This window comes from Rhizobium phaseoli, from assembly GCF_003985125.1.
Taxonomy (GTDB): Bacteria; Pseudomonadota; Alphaproteobacteria; order Rhizobiales; family Rhizobiaceae; genus Rhizobium; species Rhizobium phaseoli.
In genome coordinates this window covers 15,749-31,361 of record NZ_ML133578.1, presented here as the reverse complement: position 1 = coordinate 31,361, position 15,613 = coordinate 15,749, and the positions used below count along the sequence as shown (strand labels likewise).

Genomic DNA, 15,613 nt, shown 5'->3' with positions numbered 1-15,613 from the left:
AGAAACGATAGGCTGAGTGAATAGGTTGTAAAGAATACCGATGTCCAGGCGTGAGACGCCAGTAATGCGCGTGGTGAAAACGACAATTCCAACAAAAGCCCCCCAGCTCTTCTCGGTCGCGAGGTATACACTGAAGGACCGCGATCCGGAAGTAGCTCCGATTGAGGAAAGAAACTCTAGGTTTATTCTACTCTAAATGAGGACGCACTGCGTGACGCCCCCTAAGGGATCGGCAGTTGGGGGGCTATGGCGTGATCGGACATCGCGCAAATCCGTAGTTGCGGGCATCAAAGTCAGGGGAATGTTGAGCCAACTGGTCACCGACACGGGCGCAACTTGTACGATGTTTCCTTAAACAGAATGCTTGCATAAGCGCATCTTCTTGGTAGCCTCAGCCTCTGAGGGAATACTAATGATATCCGAACAATTGGTTGGTCTCGCAATGGCAGGCGTAAGGGCTCGTGCACTCGGTTTAACGGGGCACCAAAATCGGGTTTTCGGCCTGATCACCCTGTTTGCTTTGCTTACTGCGGCATCGACTTCGGGCGCTCAGTCGATCGAGGGATTTCAGCTTGGCGACGACAAGATTACCCTTCAGCGGCTCGGTGTACCATCGGAAACGAAAGCGGACGGTGCGTTCACGACACTAACGTATCATGGCTCCGATGGAGTGGACCTCGAGGCTACCTATCAGAAGCCTTCGGACCGCCTCGTCGCGCTCCAGGCGACTTGGCCGAAAGGCGGCGCTGGGCCGTCGACGGGCTACGGTGCGTTGACGTTCGGCAAAACATCCTTGAGCGAAATCCGATCGCAGATGGGCTCCAAGGGAATCCTCTATGCCTCCCAATCCCCGGTCGTCGCTTCCTCCGGCGGGGCGATCAGCATTCTCAGCTATTTTGACGTCAGCGGGACGGACGCCGTCGCGACATTCGTGACGTCGATAGACAGCGATGAGGCCGCAAAGCTCAAGGCAACCTTCGGAGCAGACGCGTACAAAAACGCGCCCCCGGCCGCCAAGCTTAGGACAATCGGCGTTTCCAGGCGCGAGTACCTGGAAAATAGCCAAGGCACCAAGCGAACATTGGACATCGGCTACAGGGCGATTACCTGGTCATCACAAGAGATTACATCCAAACACCCGGCCATCTCACTGGCACGGATCAAGCCAGGGCAACTCCCGGTCTTCCGTACCTACTCCGGACCGAACAACTTCCCCGACTTCCCCGGGCGGGACAAAGAGTTCACCAATTTTCGGACACGGATAACTGATGGGATGAGCGGCGGCCCCGCATTTGCCGGAGAGTATTCTGTGATTCAGATCGGTTGCGGCACCGGGTGCTCCTTCGCTTACGTCGGCAACAACCGAACGGGCCAGGTGTTCAACGTTCCCGTCGGTGGCGAGGATAATATGTACCTCAGCTTGAAGTACCAGCTCGACAGCCGGCTCCTTGTGGCGCAATGGGCCGACTACGAAGCCAGCAAATGCTACCTCCAGTTCTTCGGTTTTGACGACGGCGAATGGACAGATTTGCTGAAACGTGAAGTCGGCCCGATGGACGATTGTTTTAAGACCATCGCCGAGAACGCTCACTGATCGTCGTAACCATCCGAAGATTTAGCGATTGCTCACGAATCCTTGGGCCGATATGTTCAACCAACACCTGCAAATACACCGACCTATATCATGCTCCTGAATTTCGAGATCGCCCCTGAACTCGCGCCATATGTCGCCGATGCGGTGGTACGGTTTCGCTACCTCAATCCTGGCATGGACGTGATGATAAGCGGGGCCACCGCCGTTATCGCCGGAAACGAGGTCGTCGACATCAGGGACCTAGAACAGCAGTTCATGTTCTGCCTTTATCGCCAGAAGATTTATAGCGAGACCCTGCCCCTGAGGCGCGCGCTGGTCGCCGGTGTGACCGGGCGATGACTGTCTTTCCGCTGCGCTTCCGTCCCTCGCCGTCTGGTGATCTGCTATTTGCCGACGAAGCCGGCTCATACTTCAAATCCGATCATGACTTTCTGACCCGATATGCCCTGGATCGTTTGACCGATCGAGACCAGGACTATCTCCTTCGAAATGGGCACGCGTTCGAGGAAGCGGGGGACCTCGCCTACGCGGGCTTCGAACATCGGTTCGCGAGCCGTTTATATAGCCCCGGCGAACTCGATTACGTCATCCTAGTGCCCACGCTCCGCTGCAACCTTGCCTGCGGTTACTGCCAGGTATCACGGGTCAACGAAAACACGCCGGGTTTCGACTGGGACGACCGCACGCTCGATGCAGTCCTTAGGTTTCTGGGCGGCCTAACCACGCGCAAAATCAAGATCGAATTTCAGGGAGGAGAACCCAGCCTTCGCTTAGACGTCCTCACCAAAGTCCGAGAGTTCTGTCTGACGACATTCGAGAGCTGCGAGTTCGTCGTCTGCACCAACCTTCAGGAAATCTCGGAGGATGCTTGGCAATTTTTCCAACTCCCAGATGTCGTCGTCAGTACGTCACTCGATGGCGACATGCTTACGCACGAGAGGCAGCGTACGCTCTCCTGCGACAAAACACGGGCCTTCGAGTCTAACCTACATCGCGCACTCAAGCAGCTGGGAACGGATAAGGTCTCCGCTTTGCCGACAATAAACCCGCACCGTCCGCCCCTCGCACGGTCCGTGATCGAAACCTATGCATTCCTCGGGATGCGGTCCATCTATCTGAGGCCGATCAACTTCCAGGGATTCGCGCGGAAGAAATACGACGCGGCAGCCTCAGCCGCCACCTGGAACAAATACCATTCCGACTTCATCGACGACCTCGTCGAATACAACTGGACAGCGGATTACGCAGTCGAAGAGTACTATTTCGTCCATTGCCTGCGGCGAGTTCTGAGATCAGGCCATAACGGGCATGTCGATCTCAGAAGCCCCAACATCGTCGGCTACGGCTATGTGGTCATTGATTACGACGGCAAGGTCTACCCTACGGACGAAGCGCGGATGGTCACCCGTCTCGGTCAGTTCGACCTCTCTATGGGGGACGTGTTCGACGGGATAGACCGCTCGACAATCGAAACCTTGAACTCCGAAGCGCTGAACAACTATCATCCGGACTGCGTGCACTGTCCCTACCAGCCCTACTGTGGCGTCGACCTGGTCGACGACCTTTCCCGCTACGGCCGGATCGACATGCCCAAACACTTCACGGATTTCTGCCAGCGGCATACCTACATCTTCGATAAAATCTTCTCGATGATCTATTCCGATGACCCCAAGGTCCGGAAATCCATGGCGATATGGGCTGGGGTGCATCAGTTCGATCGCGCACTGGCGAGGTGGCATCGATGATAAACCTCAGAGTGCCGATCGATCAGCTACCCTTGGCGGAACCGCTCGTGGTCAGGCTGTGCAACTCGGCCACGGACGCGACGTCCGAGAGCGATGCCGTCTTGATAGATCGATCAAGCGATCGCCTGGAGTACGACCTCAATGGGTTTTCGCTCGTGCTCCATCCTCAGGGCGGCGAGGACTATGACGGAGATGTCATCCTCGCCCTACCGGGCCAGGCAAGCGCCCAAAGGCTTATAAGAGCCTCGTCGCAGCACAACACCTTCCTTGTTACCGAGCAGTGCGACCAGCTCTGCGTCATGTGCTCACAGCCGCCCAAGAGCCAGCACACCGATCTCTTTGGCCAGTTTGCGGAAGCTGCACTCCTGTCGCCCACCGGAGCGGTGATCGGGATATCCGGCGGCGAACCCCTCCTCCTTAAATCGAGACTGTTCGACATGCTGCGGGCAGTCAGCCAAGCACGGCCCGACGTCACCTTTCACATCCTGACGAACGGCCAGCATTTCGAGCCGTCAGATGTCGCGGCACTGTTGGAGATCGGAACTGGACGCATCCTCTGGGGAGTTCCGTTATATTCGGCCGATCCTGCAGCACACGACGAGATCGTCGGGAAACCCGGGGCGTTTCGTCAGCTTGAAAAGGGCTTGGGCGCTCTCATGACCGCCGGCGCATCGGTCGAACTTCGCACTGTGGTGATGCGCCAGAACATCAGCGGGCTCGCTGACTTGGCGGATTTTGTGTTCACGAGGCTCAGCTTCGTTCACGTCTGGGCCCTCATGCAGATGGAGCGGATCGGCTACGGACGTATGAACTGGCAGAAGTCGTTCTACGACTCGTCCGCTGACTTCGCGCCTATAGCCTCGGCGATAGACCTCAGCGTTGCCAGGGGAGTTGACGTCTCGCTCTACAATTTTCCGCTTTGTTCGGTGCCGATGGCATACCGCTCGTACGCGCCGTCGACCATATCGGACTGGAAGCGCAAGTATCTCGATTTTTGCTCGCAGTGTGACCAGCGCGCAGCTTGTGGTGGTTTTTTCGAATGGTATAGTCACAACGAGGGGTTCTCCGCGCTGGGTCCAATATGAAGAAAAGGCTTTTTCTCATCCCGTCGTTTTTGGCGGCGGGCTTTATGCCGTCCAAAGCTGATGCGATGGTCCCGGGCGACCTGGTCTCCAAACCAAGCCCGGTGCCGTCGGTGCTTGAGCGCCTAAAGCTTAAACACATCTACACACTGGCGGGCCACAGGTCACATAGCTCCCATCGCTCGCACTCGAGTCACCGATCCAGCAGTGGCAGCGGTTATAGCTATCGAACCTATAGTTCTCCTAGCTACAGCGCACCCGCACCGGTTTACACCGCTCCGACATATACCGCGCCAAAGCCGGTCTACACCCCGCCGCCCGCTCCAACTGCGGTTCCGGTCCCACCCTCACCTACCTACGCGATCACTCCGGCCGCACCTGCGCTGGCCGCCCCGCTCAAGACGCTCCCGGGCAATAGCGAGAAGTTCACCCGCATCGTCATGCAGGTTCAGACCGCACTCACTGCCTATGGCTACTACTCGGGCCTGATCGACGGGAAAGTCGGCCCCGCCTGCAAAACCGCGCTTATGGCTATGCAGACGGACTACAAACTCAGGGCGACTGGAACCATCACGCCGGAGGTGCTTGACGCCTTTGGCATCGCCGCAAACTGAATCCAACAGAGAGATATTCGATGAGCAATCCGTTTGAGCAACAGCCATTCGAAGGGGCCGAGTTCGTAGACAACCCGGAACCACGTTGCCCTTGCCTCTTACTGCTCGACGTTTCGGGTTCGATGAGCGGCAGGCCCATCAGCGAGTTGAACGACGGCCTTGTTCAGTTCAAGGACGAACTCTTCGCTGACGCGTTGGCCGCTAAACGCGTCGAGGTCGGACTGGTCACCTTCGGCCCGGTCACTATCGTCAACGACTTCCAGAGCGTGCAGAACTGGTATGCTCCGACCCTGTCGTCGCAGGGCGACACGCCGATGGGTGCCGCTATCGAGCAAGGCCTGCAGATGCTCCGCGAGCGCAAGGACCAGTATCGTCAAAACGGTATCTCTTACTACCGGCCCTGGGTCTTCCTGATTACCGACGGCGGCCCGACGGATGCCTGGAAAAACGCCGCGAGCCTCGTGAAGGCGGGCGAGCAGGAAAAGGCGTTCTCCTTTTTCGCAGTCGGTGTGGAAGGCGCGAACATGGAAACGCTGGCTCAGATCAGCACACGCGCTCCGTTGGCGCTCAAGGCGCTGCGGTTCCGCGATCTATTCTCATGGCTGTCCAGCTCGCTCAGCTCGGTCTCCCAATCCAACCCAGGTGACGCGGTTCCCCTCTCGAACCCGGCGACGCCCGATGGATGGGCCTCTATTTCATGAATGGAGTGTGGCGCTGGGCGGGTGCCCGAGCGATCGGCACCTCCCATTTGAAAACGGATACGCCGTGCCAGGACTACGCCTGCGCCAAGCTGTTTCTTACACAGGATGGGCCTGTTATGGCCGCGGTCGTTTCCGACGGCGCTGGGAGCGCGTCGTTAGCGGAATTCGGATCACGGACCGTGTGCGTTAGCTTCCTCAAGGCCTGCCGCGATTTCCTTACTCGGTCTGCCCTCGACGACTTGGACGAGGAGGTCGTCTGGGATTGGGTCGATGCGATCCGAGAGGCGATAAATCAGAAAGCAAGGACGGCAGAAGCGCGGCCGAGAGATTTCGCAGCTACACTGGTTGCCCTTTTGGTGGCGGAAGATCGGTCTGTTGTGATTCACGTCGGTGACGGCGCGGCGGTGGTCAGGCGTGAGGATTCCGAAGAATGGGAGGTACCGTCCTGGCCCTACCAGGGAGAATATGCATCGACGACCTCGTTCGTGACCGACGACCCCCAGCCCCGCCTGGAGATCGTTTGGATCGAGGGCCGTGTCGCCGAATTCGCGGTGTTCTCCGACGGTATTGAGCGATTGGTACTCGATCATGTATCGAAGACTGCGCATGGTCCCTTCTTCAATCGGATGCTGACTCCTCTGAAGACGTCGGCTGCCGAAACTGTCGACAAGGCTCTGTCGCTTGCGCTCAGGGATTATCTCGACAGCGCAAACGTCTGCGAGCGCACGGATGACGACAAGTCTCTAATTCTGGGGCTGCGCACGTGACCACGGTGATCTGTTCGGATGGCAGGCGTCTGACGTTAGGGGCTACCCTCGGCAAGGGTGGTGAAGGCGCGGTGCACCACATCGTGGAAGCCGCCGACATCGCGGCCAAAATTTACAATCCCGGTAAGGCAAAGGACCGCCGCGACAAGGTCAACGTTATGGTGGCCGATCGGCTTCACACCCGATCGGACTACGTGGCTTTCCCCATCGAAACCCTCAAGTCACCATCCGGTGAGTTTCTCGGTTTCACGATGAAGAAAGTTGCCGGCTTCAAGAGCGTGCACGATCTCTATGGCCCGGGCAGCCGGAAGACGGAGTTCCCGACGGCGGATTCCAAATTCCTGTTGAGGTCAGCGATCAATCTGGCGAATGCCGTCGCGAGCATTCACTCAACCGGATGCGTTATCGGTGACATCAATCACTCGGGAATTCTCGTTTCCAACAAGGCGTTGGTTACGCTGATCGACAGCGATTCATTCCAGTACCGATCGGGATCGAACACCTATCGCTCCCTGGTTGGGGTCGCCGAATATACTCCACCCGAACTCCAGGGGGCGTCCTTCGACAAGGTCGACCGAACACCCAATCACGATAACTTCGGCCTCGCCGTCCTGATCTTCCAGCTCCTTTTTCTGGGCCGCCATCCCTTTGCCGGCCGATACCTCGGCAAGGGTGACATGGACATCAAGACCGCCATTGGGGCTGGCCGCTTTGCCTACAGCGCCCGCAAAGCCGAGACGATGATGGAGCCACCACCGTTCGTGCCGGGCCTCGGCGACTACGGCGAGGATGTGCGCAAGGCATTCGAGGCGGCGTTTATGCCTCCCGCGCGACAGCCTGGAGGTCGCCCGACGGCCGCATCCTGGTCTGTGATCCTGAAAGGCGTCGAAGCCACCCTCGCCGTCTGCACCGTCGACAAGTCTCATGCCTACAAGCGTGAACTTGACTCCTGCCCTTGGTGCAAGCTGGAAAAAACTATGGGGCGGTCCCTATTCCCCGCCCACTTCTCGCCCGCCGCTCCCATCATGGATATCGGGCAGTTGCTAAACGCGATCAAAACCATGCCCGCTCCGCCCTCCCCGCCGAGTGCTGAGTCGGTGATCGGGCCACTTCACGGTCTAACCATGTCCCAGACCGCGAAGTCGGCAAGGAATGAACGCAACGCCACAGTCGTAGCGGGCGTGATCGCGGTAGGCGTCGGCCTTTATCTGATGTCGCAAGTCAGCGGCTTTTGGGGCTTCGCTCTTGCGCTCGGCGCTATTGTGATCGCAGCGAGGTCGCTCGATCTCAAGGCGAAGTTCGCTTCGGAACTCAATGGGGCAAAGGCCGGCTGGGAGGAGCAACATAAGAACTGGGTTAAAAAGGCCGGACCGGAGACGTTTGAGGCCCGCCGGAGCCACTATATCGCACTGGGAGCGACGCACTCTGGCCTTCCTGCCAAGGAGCGAGAAAAACTGGCTGCTCTGGAGCAAAAAAAACGGCAGCTACAGCTGGATAAGCATATGGATTCGCATCTTATCGACCGTGCGAAAATCCCCCGTGTGGGCCCGGGCCGCAAGGCGACCCTCGCCTCCTATGGTTTCGAAAGCGCGCTGGATGTGCGGGAGCGATCCGTAACGGCTGTCCCGGGTTTCGGTCCTTCATTGGCCAGCGATATCGAAGGCTGGGCACGATCGGTCGAGCGCAAATTCGTCTTCAACGCCTCCATCCCAACGGACCCCGCGGCCGTCCAAGCCGTCAAAAGTGAGATTGCAAAGCAGCGTGCTGAAATCGAACGTGATCTGCTCAAGGCGACCGCGGACCTCAAAAACCTTGTCGACACCGCACACGCATTGCGGACCAAGCCGCCACAACAGCTGATTGACGCCTACACCAGACTGAAGCAGGTTGAACTGGACATCGGATAGGATCGTCATGTCCTCATCGTACAAGCGGTTTTGGATCATTGTGGGGATGACGGTCGCTGCCGTCGTCATCGCGAACTCGACCTCCAAATCCCACCGCTCCTCGACGTACCCGGGATCAACCTATTCAGAATCCACCAACACGAAGCCTGTTTTCCCGTCGTCATCTCTGACGCCCTCCCAACCGACTTTGGTAGAACCGTCGCCTTCGCCTGTGCACCAGTCTACCACCCGGACGGTCGGTTCCGTGCCGGCAACTCTGTCACCATCGACGACGGAAAGTTCATCGGGCAGCGACCGCACGGCGGAAACCCGCTCCATCGATGCTGACTTTCAGGTGGCCTTCGATCGTGCGATGGAAGCCGCACTGGCAACACCCAAGGCTGCCGCGACTACGGAACAGACAGCTACCACCGCGAGCGACGCGTCACTTCCGTCACTCCAGACAAGAGAGATTGCTCCGCAGCCTAAGATTTTCGATCAGCCGACCGCAGTGCCAGTGGGCGACGAAACCGATGAACCCAATAGGAAAGACCGCGCGCTTACGACTACCGACCTAAATCTGCGCGAGGGTCCGGGTCCTGAGTACTTGAAGGTCGAGACGATGGCGAAGGGGACCGAGTTGGTCGTGCTTGAGCGATCGGGAAAATGGTGGCGCGTAAGGTCGATGGCCTCGAGCGCCGAAGGGTGGATCAACGGAACGTTTGTGAGAGCGAAGAACTGATGAGCTGAGAGCCCGAAATTAAAATCGAGACGGCCGCAAATCCGATGCCGGTGCCCGGCGGCGATGGATTTGATGTCGACGTTAACTCGCTGACATTCCCGGTGCATCTTCGTTCAAAGTGGTATTGGCGAATCCTCGCAGATTTTGCATAACCCCAGAAGTGGCATGTTTTTTTCTGGGGGGTTACTTGAGGTTCGTTTCGCTAATCCTTGCCGCCGCCATTACTTCTCCTACGACGTCCTTTGCCGATGAGAGCACTGATCACGCATACCGCATGTGCTCCGCGATGGAGAATACAGGGCTTCCTATGGTTTGCACCGTTTCCACCGCCAGCCACACCGTGACCATGACCATCAACATGGTCGCAAGCGAGGCGCGGACATTCTGCTCTGGAGCCGCCAGCCAGATGCATCAGGTCGGTGCCCATTTCGCGCCAGGCTGGATGCTTCGGATTGTGTCTCCCGCCAGCGGTGCGAGCGTCGCCGAGTGCAGTCTTTAAGGCCGCCGCGGTGAGGAAAACCCTAGCAATCTTCGGCGGCTTACTCGTCGCTGCTTCCAACGCGGCGGCGGGTAGCTGGTATCCGAACGAACATACCGTAGAAAAGGGCATCCGAACGGGGACAACTCCGAGCGGAGCGGAATACAGGATCATGCCGGACAAGACCGCCACTGTGGCGAAGGACGGGGTCATCTGGGTTGTCAGCTGCAAGGTCGATCCTATCAACGATGACAAGAACTGCGGGACCTACGATGTCTTCGAGCGGGTTCTGGTGGGTTTCGACACCACTGATCGACCTACCGAAATCTGCCTTCCCGGGCATGACTATCCCGGCCGAACGGCGTTCCTGCGCGTCGATAGAAACAAGGCGATCGAGACTGGCGAAGACGGGTGTGTCGGCGGCGGATACATCGCGCAAATGTTAAAGGGCAAGGTGCTTGTCAGCCGGATCGTTGTTTGGCCATACGACAAGTTCGACGATGACAAGACAGACCTTTCAATCCTTAAAGACGCGCTCGAGTTGGTGAAGTACGTCAGGGAACTCTGACCTTTGGGCACTGACGGCGACATCAGGGTGATCGGCCGCCCATTCGGCCTGCACGACGAATGCTGGCAATGAGGGGTAATCGCTTTCCACTGTTTTCGCTTGCGCCTAGGCCGGGAGAACGAGCCCGGCCGTCATCAGCCATCGACCATCCCTCTGGCCCATCGCTTCGGCACAGGTGACAATGCTCCTCCTCGCGAGTTCACGGCGCAGAAAACTGACCGGATGCCGTGACCTTGCCCCCAAGTTTTATCCAGTTTTGAGTTCGCTCCAGCGGTTTTGGGTTGCTGTATTCGGGGCGGTAGCGGCGGGTTGCGGTGCGGAGCCATTCCGGCTGCGCAGCACCGCATCACGTCGCGGGTTGATTGTCTGAGCGAACTCGGCAGGTGTCAGCCAGCCGAGGCCAGAATGCGGTCGATGATCGTTGTAATCGCTGCGCCAGTTTGAAAGCGCTGATCGAGCATGGGGCAGTGACGAGAAGAGCGTTTCATTCAGGAACTCGTCTCTCAGCCGCCCATTGAAGCTTTCGATGAAGGCGTTCTGGATCGGTTTGCCCGGTGCGATGTAGTGCCATTCCACCTTGGTCCGATCCGTCCATTGCAGGATGGCGTTGCTGGTGAACTCACTGCCATTGTCGCTGACGATCATCTTCGGCTTGCCTCGTCTCTCGATGATCCGATCCAGCTCACGGGCAACCCGCAGGCCGGAAAGGGACGTATCGGCGACGAGGCCCAGGCATTCCCTGGTGCAATCGTCGACGACCGTAAGCACCCGGAACCTGCGACCATCGGTGAGCTGATCCGACACGAAGTCCAGTGACCAGCGATCATTGGCGGCAAGCGGGATCAGCATCGGTGCTCGTGTGCCTGTCGCTCGTTTCCGACCGCCGCGCTTGCGCACCGTCAGCTTCTCTTCCCGATAGAGCCGGAAGAGCCGTTTGTGGTTCACAATGTGGCCTTCGCGCCTGAGCAGCACATGAAGGCGTCGATATCCAAAGCGGCGGCGTTCATGCGCCAGCGCCTTCATCCGCTCGCGAAGGTCATGGTCATCGCTGCGCCTGGTTTCGTAACGGATCGTCATCCGGCAAAAGCCGATGGCTTTACACGCCCGCCGTTCGCTCATCTGGTGGTGATCCGTCAGATGAGCGACAGCTTTCCGCCTTGTTGCGGGCGTCACCACTTCTTTCCCAAAAGGTCTTTCAAAGCGGCATTGTCGAGCATGGCGTCTGCCAAGAGCCGTTTCAGCTTCGTGTTCTCGTCTTCCAGCGTCTTCAGCCGCTTGGCCTCGGATACATCCATGCCGCCGAATTTGGCCTTCCATTTATAGATGCTGGCATCGCTGACGCCGTGCTTGCGGCAAAGCTCCGAGACCGGCGTGCCAGCCTCGTGCTCCTTCAGAATGCCGATGATCTGTTCGTCTGTGAAACGATTGCGCTTCATTCCCTGGTCCTCTCAATGGGCCAGAGCTTACTTCAAAATGGACTATTTCAACGGGGCAAGGTCAGCCGCCTTAGCGTCAGGCCGGTATGCGAATCGTCCTCGATGTAGTGGCCCCCTAAATCCCCGGACACGATCTCCCACTTGTTAAGTGTGAGGAGTAATGTGCCCATTATGACCAGTCATATCCCTAAGATAGAAGTCCTGTCCGGTCGCGAACGTCGCCGACGTTGGACGACTGGCGAGAAGCTCGCCATCGTGCAGGAAACGTATGAGCCCGATGTCACGGTCAGCATCGTTGCCCGACGTCATGGCATTCAGCCCAACCAGTTGTTCGCCTGGCGCAAATTGGCGGCGCAAGGAGCGCTGACGGCGACGGCATCGCAGGAAGAGGTCGTCCCGGCATCCGAATACAGGGCACTTCAGAACCAGGTGAAAGAGCTGCAGCGCCTCCTCGGCAAAAAGACGATGGAAGGCGAAATCCTCAAAGAAGCGCTTGAGATAGCATCAGGGTCAAAAAAACACCTGTTGCGCTCGCTCTCGTTGCCGAAGGACGGTTCGCGATGACGGCGGTGTGCGAGACCTTGGGTGTCGCCCGATCCAACATAGCAGAACGTGTGAAGCAACGTCCTTCCAGAGCCAGAGGGCGGCCGCCGCTCGCCGATCAGGAACTGATGGATGAGATCAAGACGGTCATCGACGACATGCCGACCTACGGATACCGCCGGGTTCACGCGATCCTGCGCCGTAAAGCCCGCAGCGAAAACCGCCCATGGCCGAATGCCAAGCGCGTCTACCGGGTGATGAAGGTTCACGGCATGCTTCTTCAGCGCCATACCGGTGCAATCGACACGCGCCGTCACGATGGCCGCGTCGCCGTCGAGCAATCGAACCTGCGCTGGTGTTCAGACGGGTTCGAAATCGGCTGCGACAACAAGGAGAAGGTCCGCGTTGCCTTTGCCCTCGACTGCTGTGACCGCGAGGCCATTGCCCATGTCGCGACAACCGAGGGCATCAAGAGCGAGGACGTCCAGGACCTTGTCATCACGGCTGTTGAGAACCGCTTCGGTCTCATCAACACCCTTCCAAAGCCAATCGAATGGCTGACGGACAACGGCTCCTGCTTCATCGCAAAGGACACCAGATCGCTGCTTATCGATATCGGCATGGAGCCTTGCTCGACGCCCGTCCGAAGCCCCCAGTCGAACGGAATGGCCGAAGCCTTCGTGAAAACCTTCAAGCGCGATTATGTCTCGGTCAACCCCGTGCCGGACGCCGTGACCGTTATCGCGCAACTGCCCTCATGGTTCGAACACTACAATACCCTTCACCCGCACAAGGCCTTGGGGTATTGCTCGCCTCGTGAGTTCTTAAACCGTCAAACAGAAACCTGATCCTGTCCGGTTTTTAAGGGGCAACTCCACTCGACGACTTCCCCGCCAAGCGTCATGGATATCAAAGTCACGGTGGGTTCTTGCATCTCCTTGGAAGAGTTGTCCCCTCGAGCCGGAGGCGGTGAGGCTAGCTATCCCTGGACAGCTGTTGGTCTAGGGCCGAGAAGTGATCCCACTGGGTCAGCCTATTCCAGTCGTTGAACTGGTTGAGATAGACCTCCTCCGCCGCTTGCGCCTTGATGACGATCCTGACGAGGTCCGCCTCGATCACGATCGGAGCCTTTTTCTGGAACCTCTTTTCGAGAACCTCGAGGAAATCGTCCGCAAGCGGTCCCTCAGAGCAAACGAAGGTTATTTCAAATACGTAGGGGCCAGCTTCGTCATCGGGCTTCCACTTGCCGAAGATGACTGTCATGAGTTCGTGAAAGGTTTCTTCCCGGCCATCGGGCTTCCGTTCGAGGAGCTTCTTGATCGCATCGGTGAACTTAATGTCCTCAACCTTCGCGACGAGGAGATTCGGAAGGGCGACACGCGTGTAGTATCTCCCTACCCAGCCGCCGATGGCCTTGGCCGTCTTCGAACTGACCTCCGGGCCGTCAGGCTTGATACCGAGGAACCGGGCACGAGGGATGAAGCAGCGTCGATTGATGTCAATGATGCCGCTCTCGGGATTCTCGCCGTGACCGAGGGGAATACTCAGTTTTCTGAACACCTTGCCCGTGGCCTCTTGGGACTTGGGCTTGTACTCCTTTCCCTCGGCGGTAACTACGGCAACTTCGACGAGCGGATCGCGATCAAGCGACGAGGAGACGACGGTGCAGGATTGCGTGAGAACCACGAGCAGCGTGCCGGCTTCTATTCCCTCGGGAACGCCGACGACGTCGTTCGACTTGAAGATAGCGCCCTGCAACCATCCCGAGGCGAGCAGATGCTCTCCCTCCGCCTTCCCGAATTCCGACATTCCATCCCGCCCCGAAAGACCTCGCGTCGTCGAATGAGATCAGAGCCTGTCGAAATCCGCAACAGGATGTTCGCCAAAAGCAGGCGCATCACCAACTTCTTCCGGCTTGCCACGTCCGTCCTGCGCCGCATTGCGTTTGATCGAAGCCGAGATGGATTTCAAGTGCTTTTCAAGCGCGGCGACGTCGATCTTGCCCTCCGCGCAAATGCTTTGCAGGCTTTCCCCCTCGCGGGACTTGGTCCGCCAAACACGCCTCATGATGGCGTAATCCTGGTCGAACGCGTTCCTCAGAAGCGGATATACTGCGGCGACCCGATCCTCGGTTTCCTGCTGCGGGGTGACGGTTTCATTAATCCAGTTGTAGACCGTCTTTCGTTCGACATTGGCCAGTTCGGCGATCAGCGAAACGGGGAACCCATTCTCATTCAAATCGGCGACCATATCTTTCAGGCTGAGGGTCGGGGTGACGATCTCCGGCGCGACATGGGTCCGCGAACCAAGCGTAGCCACGGGCGCGCGGGCATCCGCGACCACCCGACGCCAGCCGACTCCGGTCAATTCGCCAAGCGACGCGACCGACGGACGCATCCACGTGCCGTTGTCGACATATCCTTGTCCGAAGTTCGTTCTGTCTAAAGCCAGGGCGCTCATTTCAAGCCTTCTTCCATACTTCGTGAGCATGTTCCGTAGTGATTCTCGTAAAGATACCACCAATTGGTTCTCTCAAGCTGAACAACTTTGTTCGATAGTCGAAGGTTTCCAGTTCCGCCGGAGGGCTAAATATCATTGCATGGTCGGTGTCGATCGTTGCGAAATCTACGTCCTCAGGGGTCTTCAGGCTCCAATCGTTCCCAATTACCAGAGGGGAGTGCAGATCGACCGGGAACACCGTATCCGGTTTCCGGATCACCTGCAGTTTTAAAGGACCGAGTTCGCTCTTCAGGTTGACGATCTGGATGCCCCCCAACATGGACAGGCCACCGAAGTCAACGCTGGCTGGCAGCACGCCAGGCTGGAAATAGTCTTCTAGGGTATCGTCTGCGCCAGGCTTCACCAGGTCCAGGTAACGCAGTGCGAGAGCTTCAACCTGCTGGATGCTTTCTCCAGCCGCCGCAACGACCCTCTCGATCACCGAGATGAAGCGATCCAAAAAATTCTTATGATCGACATAGGCATTCGTATGCAGACCGATCATGCCCCTGTTGACTAGGACACCCCAATGACCGTCCTCGCTAAGGAACTGCCACAAGGAGACTTCCTCCTGCACCAGTTCGACACCCTTCTCTTCAATCCGTAGATTGAGCTGAGCGAGCTTCTCGTTGCGACGGTGGCGGAACTCCTTGCCGAGGGCCGACTGAACGATACCCGCGAAGCTGTCGACGTCGGGAATCAAGGGAAAGCGCATAACCCCGAGAACGTATTTTACAGGTGCGTTTGGTAGGTGCGCCACATCGTCCCCCTTAATACCGATGTTCCACTACACACAAAACTAAACACTTGCAAGGGACACGGCTAGTGGGGAGGAATGCTTCAGGATAAATAAAGTCTACGGAGAGCTGCTGCACCCTCGATAACCTCGACGCGTCCGCTGAGCGGTCGTCTCCCCGTGCTTATCGCCGTCAGGAAGACTTGAGGGCTACTCGGATCG

16 protein-coding genes are annotated in these 15,613 nt (G+C 58.0%); 11 read left to right on the top strand and 5 right to left on the bottom strand.

The features are described from left to right. Positions 1-412 precede the first annotated feature (412 nt). The 10 genes from EFD56_RS21290 to EFD56_RS21245 all read left to right on the top strand — a co-directional run bounded on the left by EFD56_RS21290 (position 413) and on the right by EFD56_RS21245 (position 10,177). Positions 413-1,594, top strand: a complete 1,182-nt coding sequence (locus tag EFD56_RS21290; RefSeq protein ID WP_126906196.1) for a hypothetical protein — start codon at positions 413-415, stop codon at positions 1,592-1,594. A 90-nt stretch (positions 1,595-1,684) separates the two neighbouring features. Next, a complete protein-coding gene (locus EFD56_RS21285) occupies positions 1,685-1,933 on the top strand; it encodes a hypothetical protein (RefSeq protein ID WP_126906195.1) in 249 nt (82 codons plus the stop codon). After that, positions 1,930-3,339, top strand: coding sequence for a His-Xaa-Ser system radical SAM maturase HxsB (hxsB, locus tag EFD56_RS21280; RefSeq protein ID WP_126906194.1), 1,410 nt, complete (start codon positions 1,930-1,932; stop codon positions 3,337-3,339). The genes EFD56_RS21285 and hxsB overlap by 4 nt, the downstream gene beginning before the upstream one ends. Continuing rightward, positions 3,336-4,424, top strand: a complete 1,089-nt coding sequence (gene hxsC / locus EFD56_RS21275; RefSeq protein WP_126906193.1) for a His-Xaa-Ser system radical SAM maturase HxsC — start codon at positions 3,336-3,338, stop codon at positions 4,422-4,424. The genes hxsB and hxsC overlap by 4 nt, the downstream gene beginning before the upstream one ends. Beyond that, on the top strand, positions 4,421-5,035 hold the full coding sequence (gene hxsA, locus EFD56_RS21270; protein ID WP_126906192.1) for a His-Xaa-Ser repeat protein HxsA: 615 nt from the start codon (positions 4,421-4,423) through the stop codon (positions 5,033-5,035). The genes hxsC and hxsA overlap by 4 nt, the downstream gene beginning before the upstream one ends. Before the next feature lie 20 nt (positions 5,036-5,055). Next, the gene (locus EFD56_RS21265) at positions 5,056-5,736 is read left to right on the top strand and encodes a vWA domain-containing protein (protein WP_126906191.1); all 681 of its coding nucleotides are present in this window, start codon (positions 5,056-5,058) and stop codon (positions 5,734-5,736) included. Further along, complete coding sequence (locus tag EFD56_RS21260) at positions 5,718-6,503, top strand: PP2C family serine/threonine-protein phosphatase (RefSeq protein WP_245440628.1); 786 nt, start codon at positions 5,718-5,720, stop codon at positions 6,501-6,503. Before EFD56_RS21265 ends, EFD56_RS21260 begins: the two co-directional genes overlap by 19 nt. Continuing rightward, positions 6,500-8,410 (top strand): helix-hairpin-helix domain-containing protein, encoded by a 1,911-nt coding sequence (locus EFD56_RS21255; RefSeq protein WP_126906190.1) that lies wholly within the window; start codon positions 6,500-6,502, stop codon positions 8,408-8,410. The genes EFD56_RS21260 and EFD56_RS21255 overlap by 4 nt, the downstream gene beginning before the upstream one ends. A 7-nt stretch (positions 8,411-8,417) precedes the next feature. Then, the gene (locus EFD56_RS21250; RefSeq protein WP_126906189.1) at positions 8,418-9,131 is read left to right on the top strand and encodes an SH3 domain-containing protein; all 714 of its coding nucleotides are present in this window, start codon (positions 8,418-8,420) and stop codon (positions 9,129-9,131) included. Between the two features lie 650 nt (positions 9,132-9,781). Next, positions 9,782-10,177 carry a hypothetical protein gene (locus tag EFD56_RS21245; protein ID WP_126906188.1) on the top strand — a complete coding sequence of 132 codons (396 nt, stop codon included), beginning with the start codon at positions 9,782-9,784 and terminating at the stop codon, positions 10,175-10,177. A 246-nt stretch (positions 10,178-10,423) separates the two neighbouring features. Here EFD56_RS21245 and EFD56_RS21240 read toward each other — a convergent pair whose 3' ends face one another. Then, positions 10,424-11,464: an IS3 family transposase gene (locus EFD56_RS21240; RefSeq protein WP_245440631.1), complete on the bottom strand. Its 1,041-nt coding sequence runs from the start codon at positions 11,462-11,464 to the stop codon at positions 10,424-10,426. Next, positions 11,347-11,613, bottom strand: a complete 267-nt coding sequence (locus EFD56_RS33215) for a transposase (RefSeq protein ID WP_003507130.1) — start codon at positions 11,611-11,613, stop codon at positions 11,347-11,349. The genes EFD56_RS21240 and EFD56_RS33215 overlap by 118 nt, the downstream gene beginning before the upstream one ends. Before the next feature lie 171 nt (positions 11,614-11,784). Between EFD56_RS33215 and EFD56_RS21235 the strand changes: the two genes are divergently transcribed. After that, a protein-coding gene (locus EFD56_RS21235) for an IS3 family transposase (protein ID WP_126906186.1) occupies positions 11,785-13,004 on the top strand; the annotation gives its coding sequence in 2 pieces (ribosomal slippage) (positions 11,785-12,124 and positions 12,124-13,004; 1,221 coding nt in all). Between the two features lie 127 nt (positions 13,005-13,131). Here EFD56_RS21235 and EFD56_RS21230 read toward each other — a convergent pair. Genes EFD56_RS21230 through EFD56_RS21220 form a run of 3 tightly spaced genes read right to left on the bottom strand, consistent with a single transcriptional unit; the run spans position 13,132 to position 15,415 of the window. Beyond that, positions 13,132-13,965 carry a hypothetical protein gene (locus tag EFD56_RS21230; protein WP_126906185.1) on the bottom strand — a complete coding sequence of 278 codons (834 nt, stop codon included), beginning with the start codon at positions 13,963-13,965 and terminating at the stop codon, positions 13,132-13,134. Between the two features lie 39 nt (positions 13,966-14,004). Next, positions 14,005-14,616: a hypothetical protein gene (locus EFD56_RS21225; protein WP_126906184.1), complete on the bottom strand. Its 612-nt coding sequence runs from the start codon at positions 14,614-14,616 to the stop codon at positions 14,005-14,007. A 1-nt stretch (position 14,617) separates the two neighbouring features. Continuing rightward, positions 14,618-15,415 carry a TIGR04255 family protein gene (locus EFD56_RS21220; protein WP_126906183.1) on the bottom strand — a complete coding sequence of 266 codons (798 nt, stop codon included), beginning with the start codon at positions 15,413-15,415 and terminating at the stop codon, positions 14,618-14,620. Positions 15,416-15,613 lie beyond the last annotated feature (198 nt).

Bases quoted from the DNA above. Each gene is read 5' to 3' on its own strand.
- EFD56_RS21290 (WP_126906196.1), top strand. From the start codon at position 413: ATGATATCCGAACAATTGGTTGGTCTCGCAATGGCAGGCGTAAGGGCT.
- EFD56_RS21285 (WP_126906195.1), top strand. From the start codon at position 1,685: ATGCTCCTGAATTTCGAGATCGCCCCTGAACTCGCGCCATATGTCGCC.
- hxsB (WP_126906194.1), top strand. From the start codon at position 1,930: ATGACTGTCTTTCCGCTGCGCTTCCGTCCCTCGCCGTCTGGTGATCTG.
- hxsC (WP_126906193.1), top strand. From the start codon at position 3,336: ATGATAAACCTCAGAGTGCCGATCGATCAGCTACCCTTGGCGGAACCG.
- hxsA (WP_126906192.1), top strand. From the start codon at position 4,421: ATGAAGAAAAGGCTTTTTCTCATCCCGTCGTTTTTGGCGGCGGGCTTT.
- EFD56_RS21265 (WP_126906191.1), top strand. From the start codon at position 5,056: ATGAGCAATCCGTTTGAGCAACAGCCATTCGAAGGGGCCGAGTTCGTA.
- EFD56_RS21260 (WP_245440628.1), top strand. From the start codon at position 5,718: ATGGGCCTCTATTTCATGAATGGAGTGTGGCGCTGGGCGGGTGCCCGA.
- EFD56_RS21250 (WP_126906189.1), top strand. From the start codon at position 8,418: ATGTCCTCATCGTACAAGCGGTTTTGGATCATTGTGGGGATGACGGTC.
- EFD56_RS21245 (WP_126906188.1), top strand. From the start codon at position 9,782: ATGCCGGACAAGACCGCCACTGTGGCGAAGGACGGGGTCATCTGGGTT.
- EFD56_RS33215 (WP_003507130.1), bottom strand. From the start codon at position 11,613: ATGAAGCGCAATCGTTTCACAGACGAACAGATCATCGGCATTCTGAAG.
- EFD56_RS21230 (WP_126906185.1), bottom strand. From the start codon at position 13,965: ATGTCGGAATTCGGGAAGGCGGAGGGAGAGCATCTGCTCGCCTCGGGA.
- EFD56_RS21225 (WP_126906184.1), bottom strand. From the start codon at position 14,616: ATGAGCGCCCTGGCTTTAGACAGAACGAACTTCGGACAAGGATATGTC.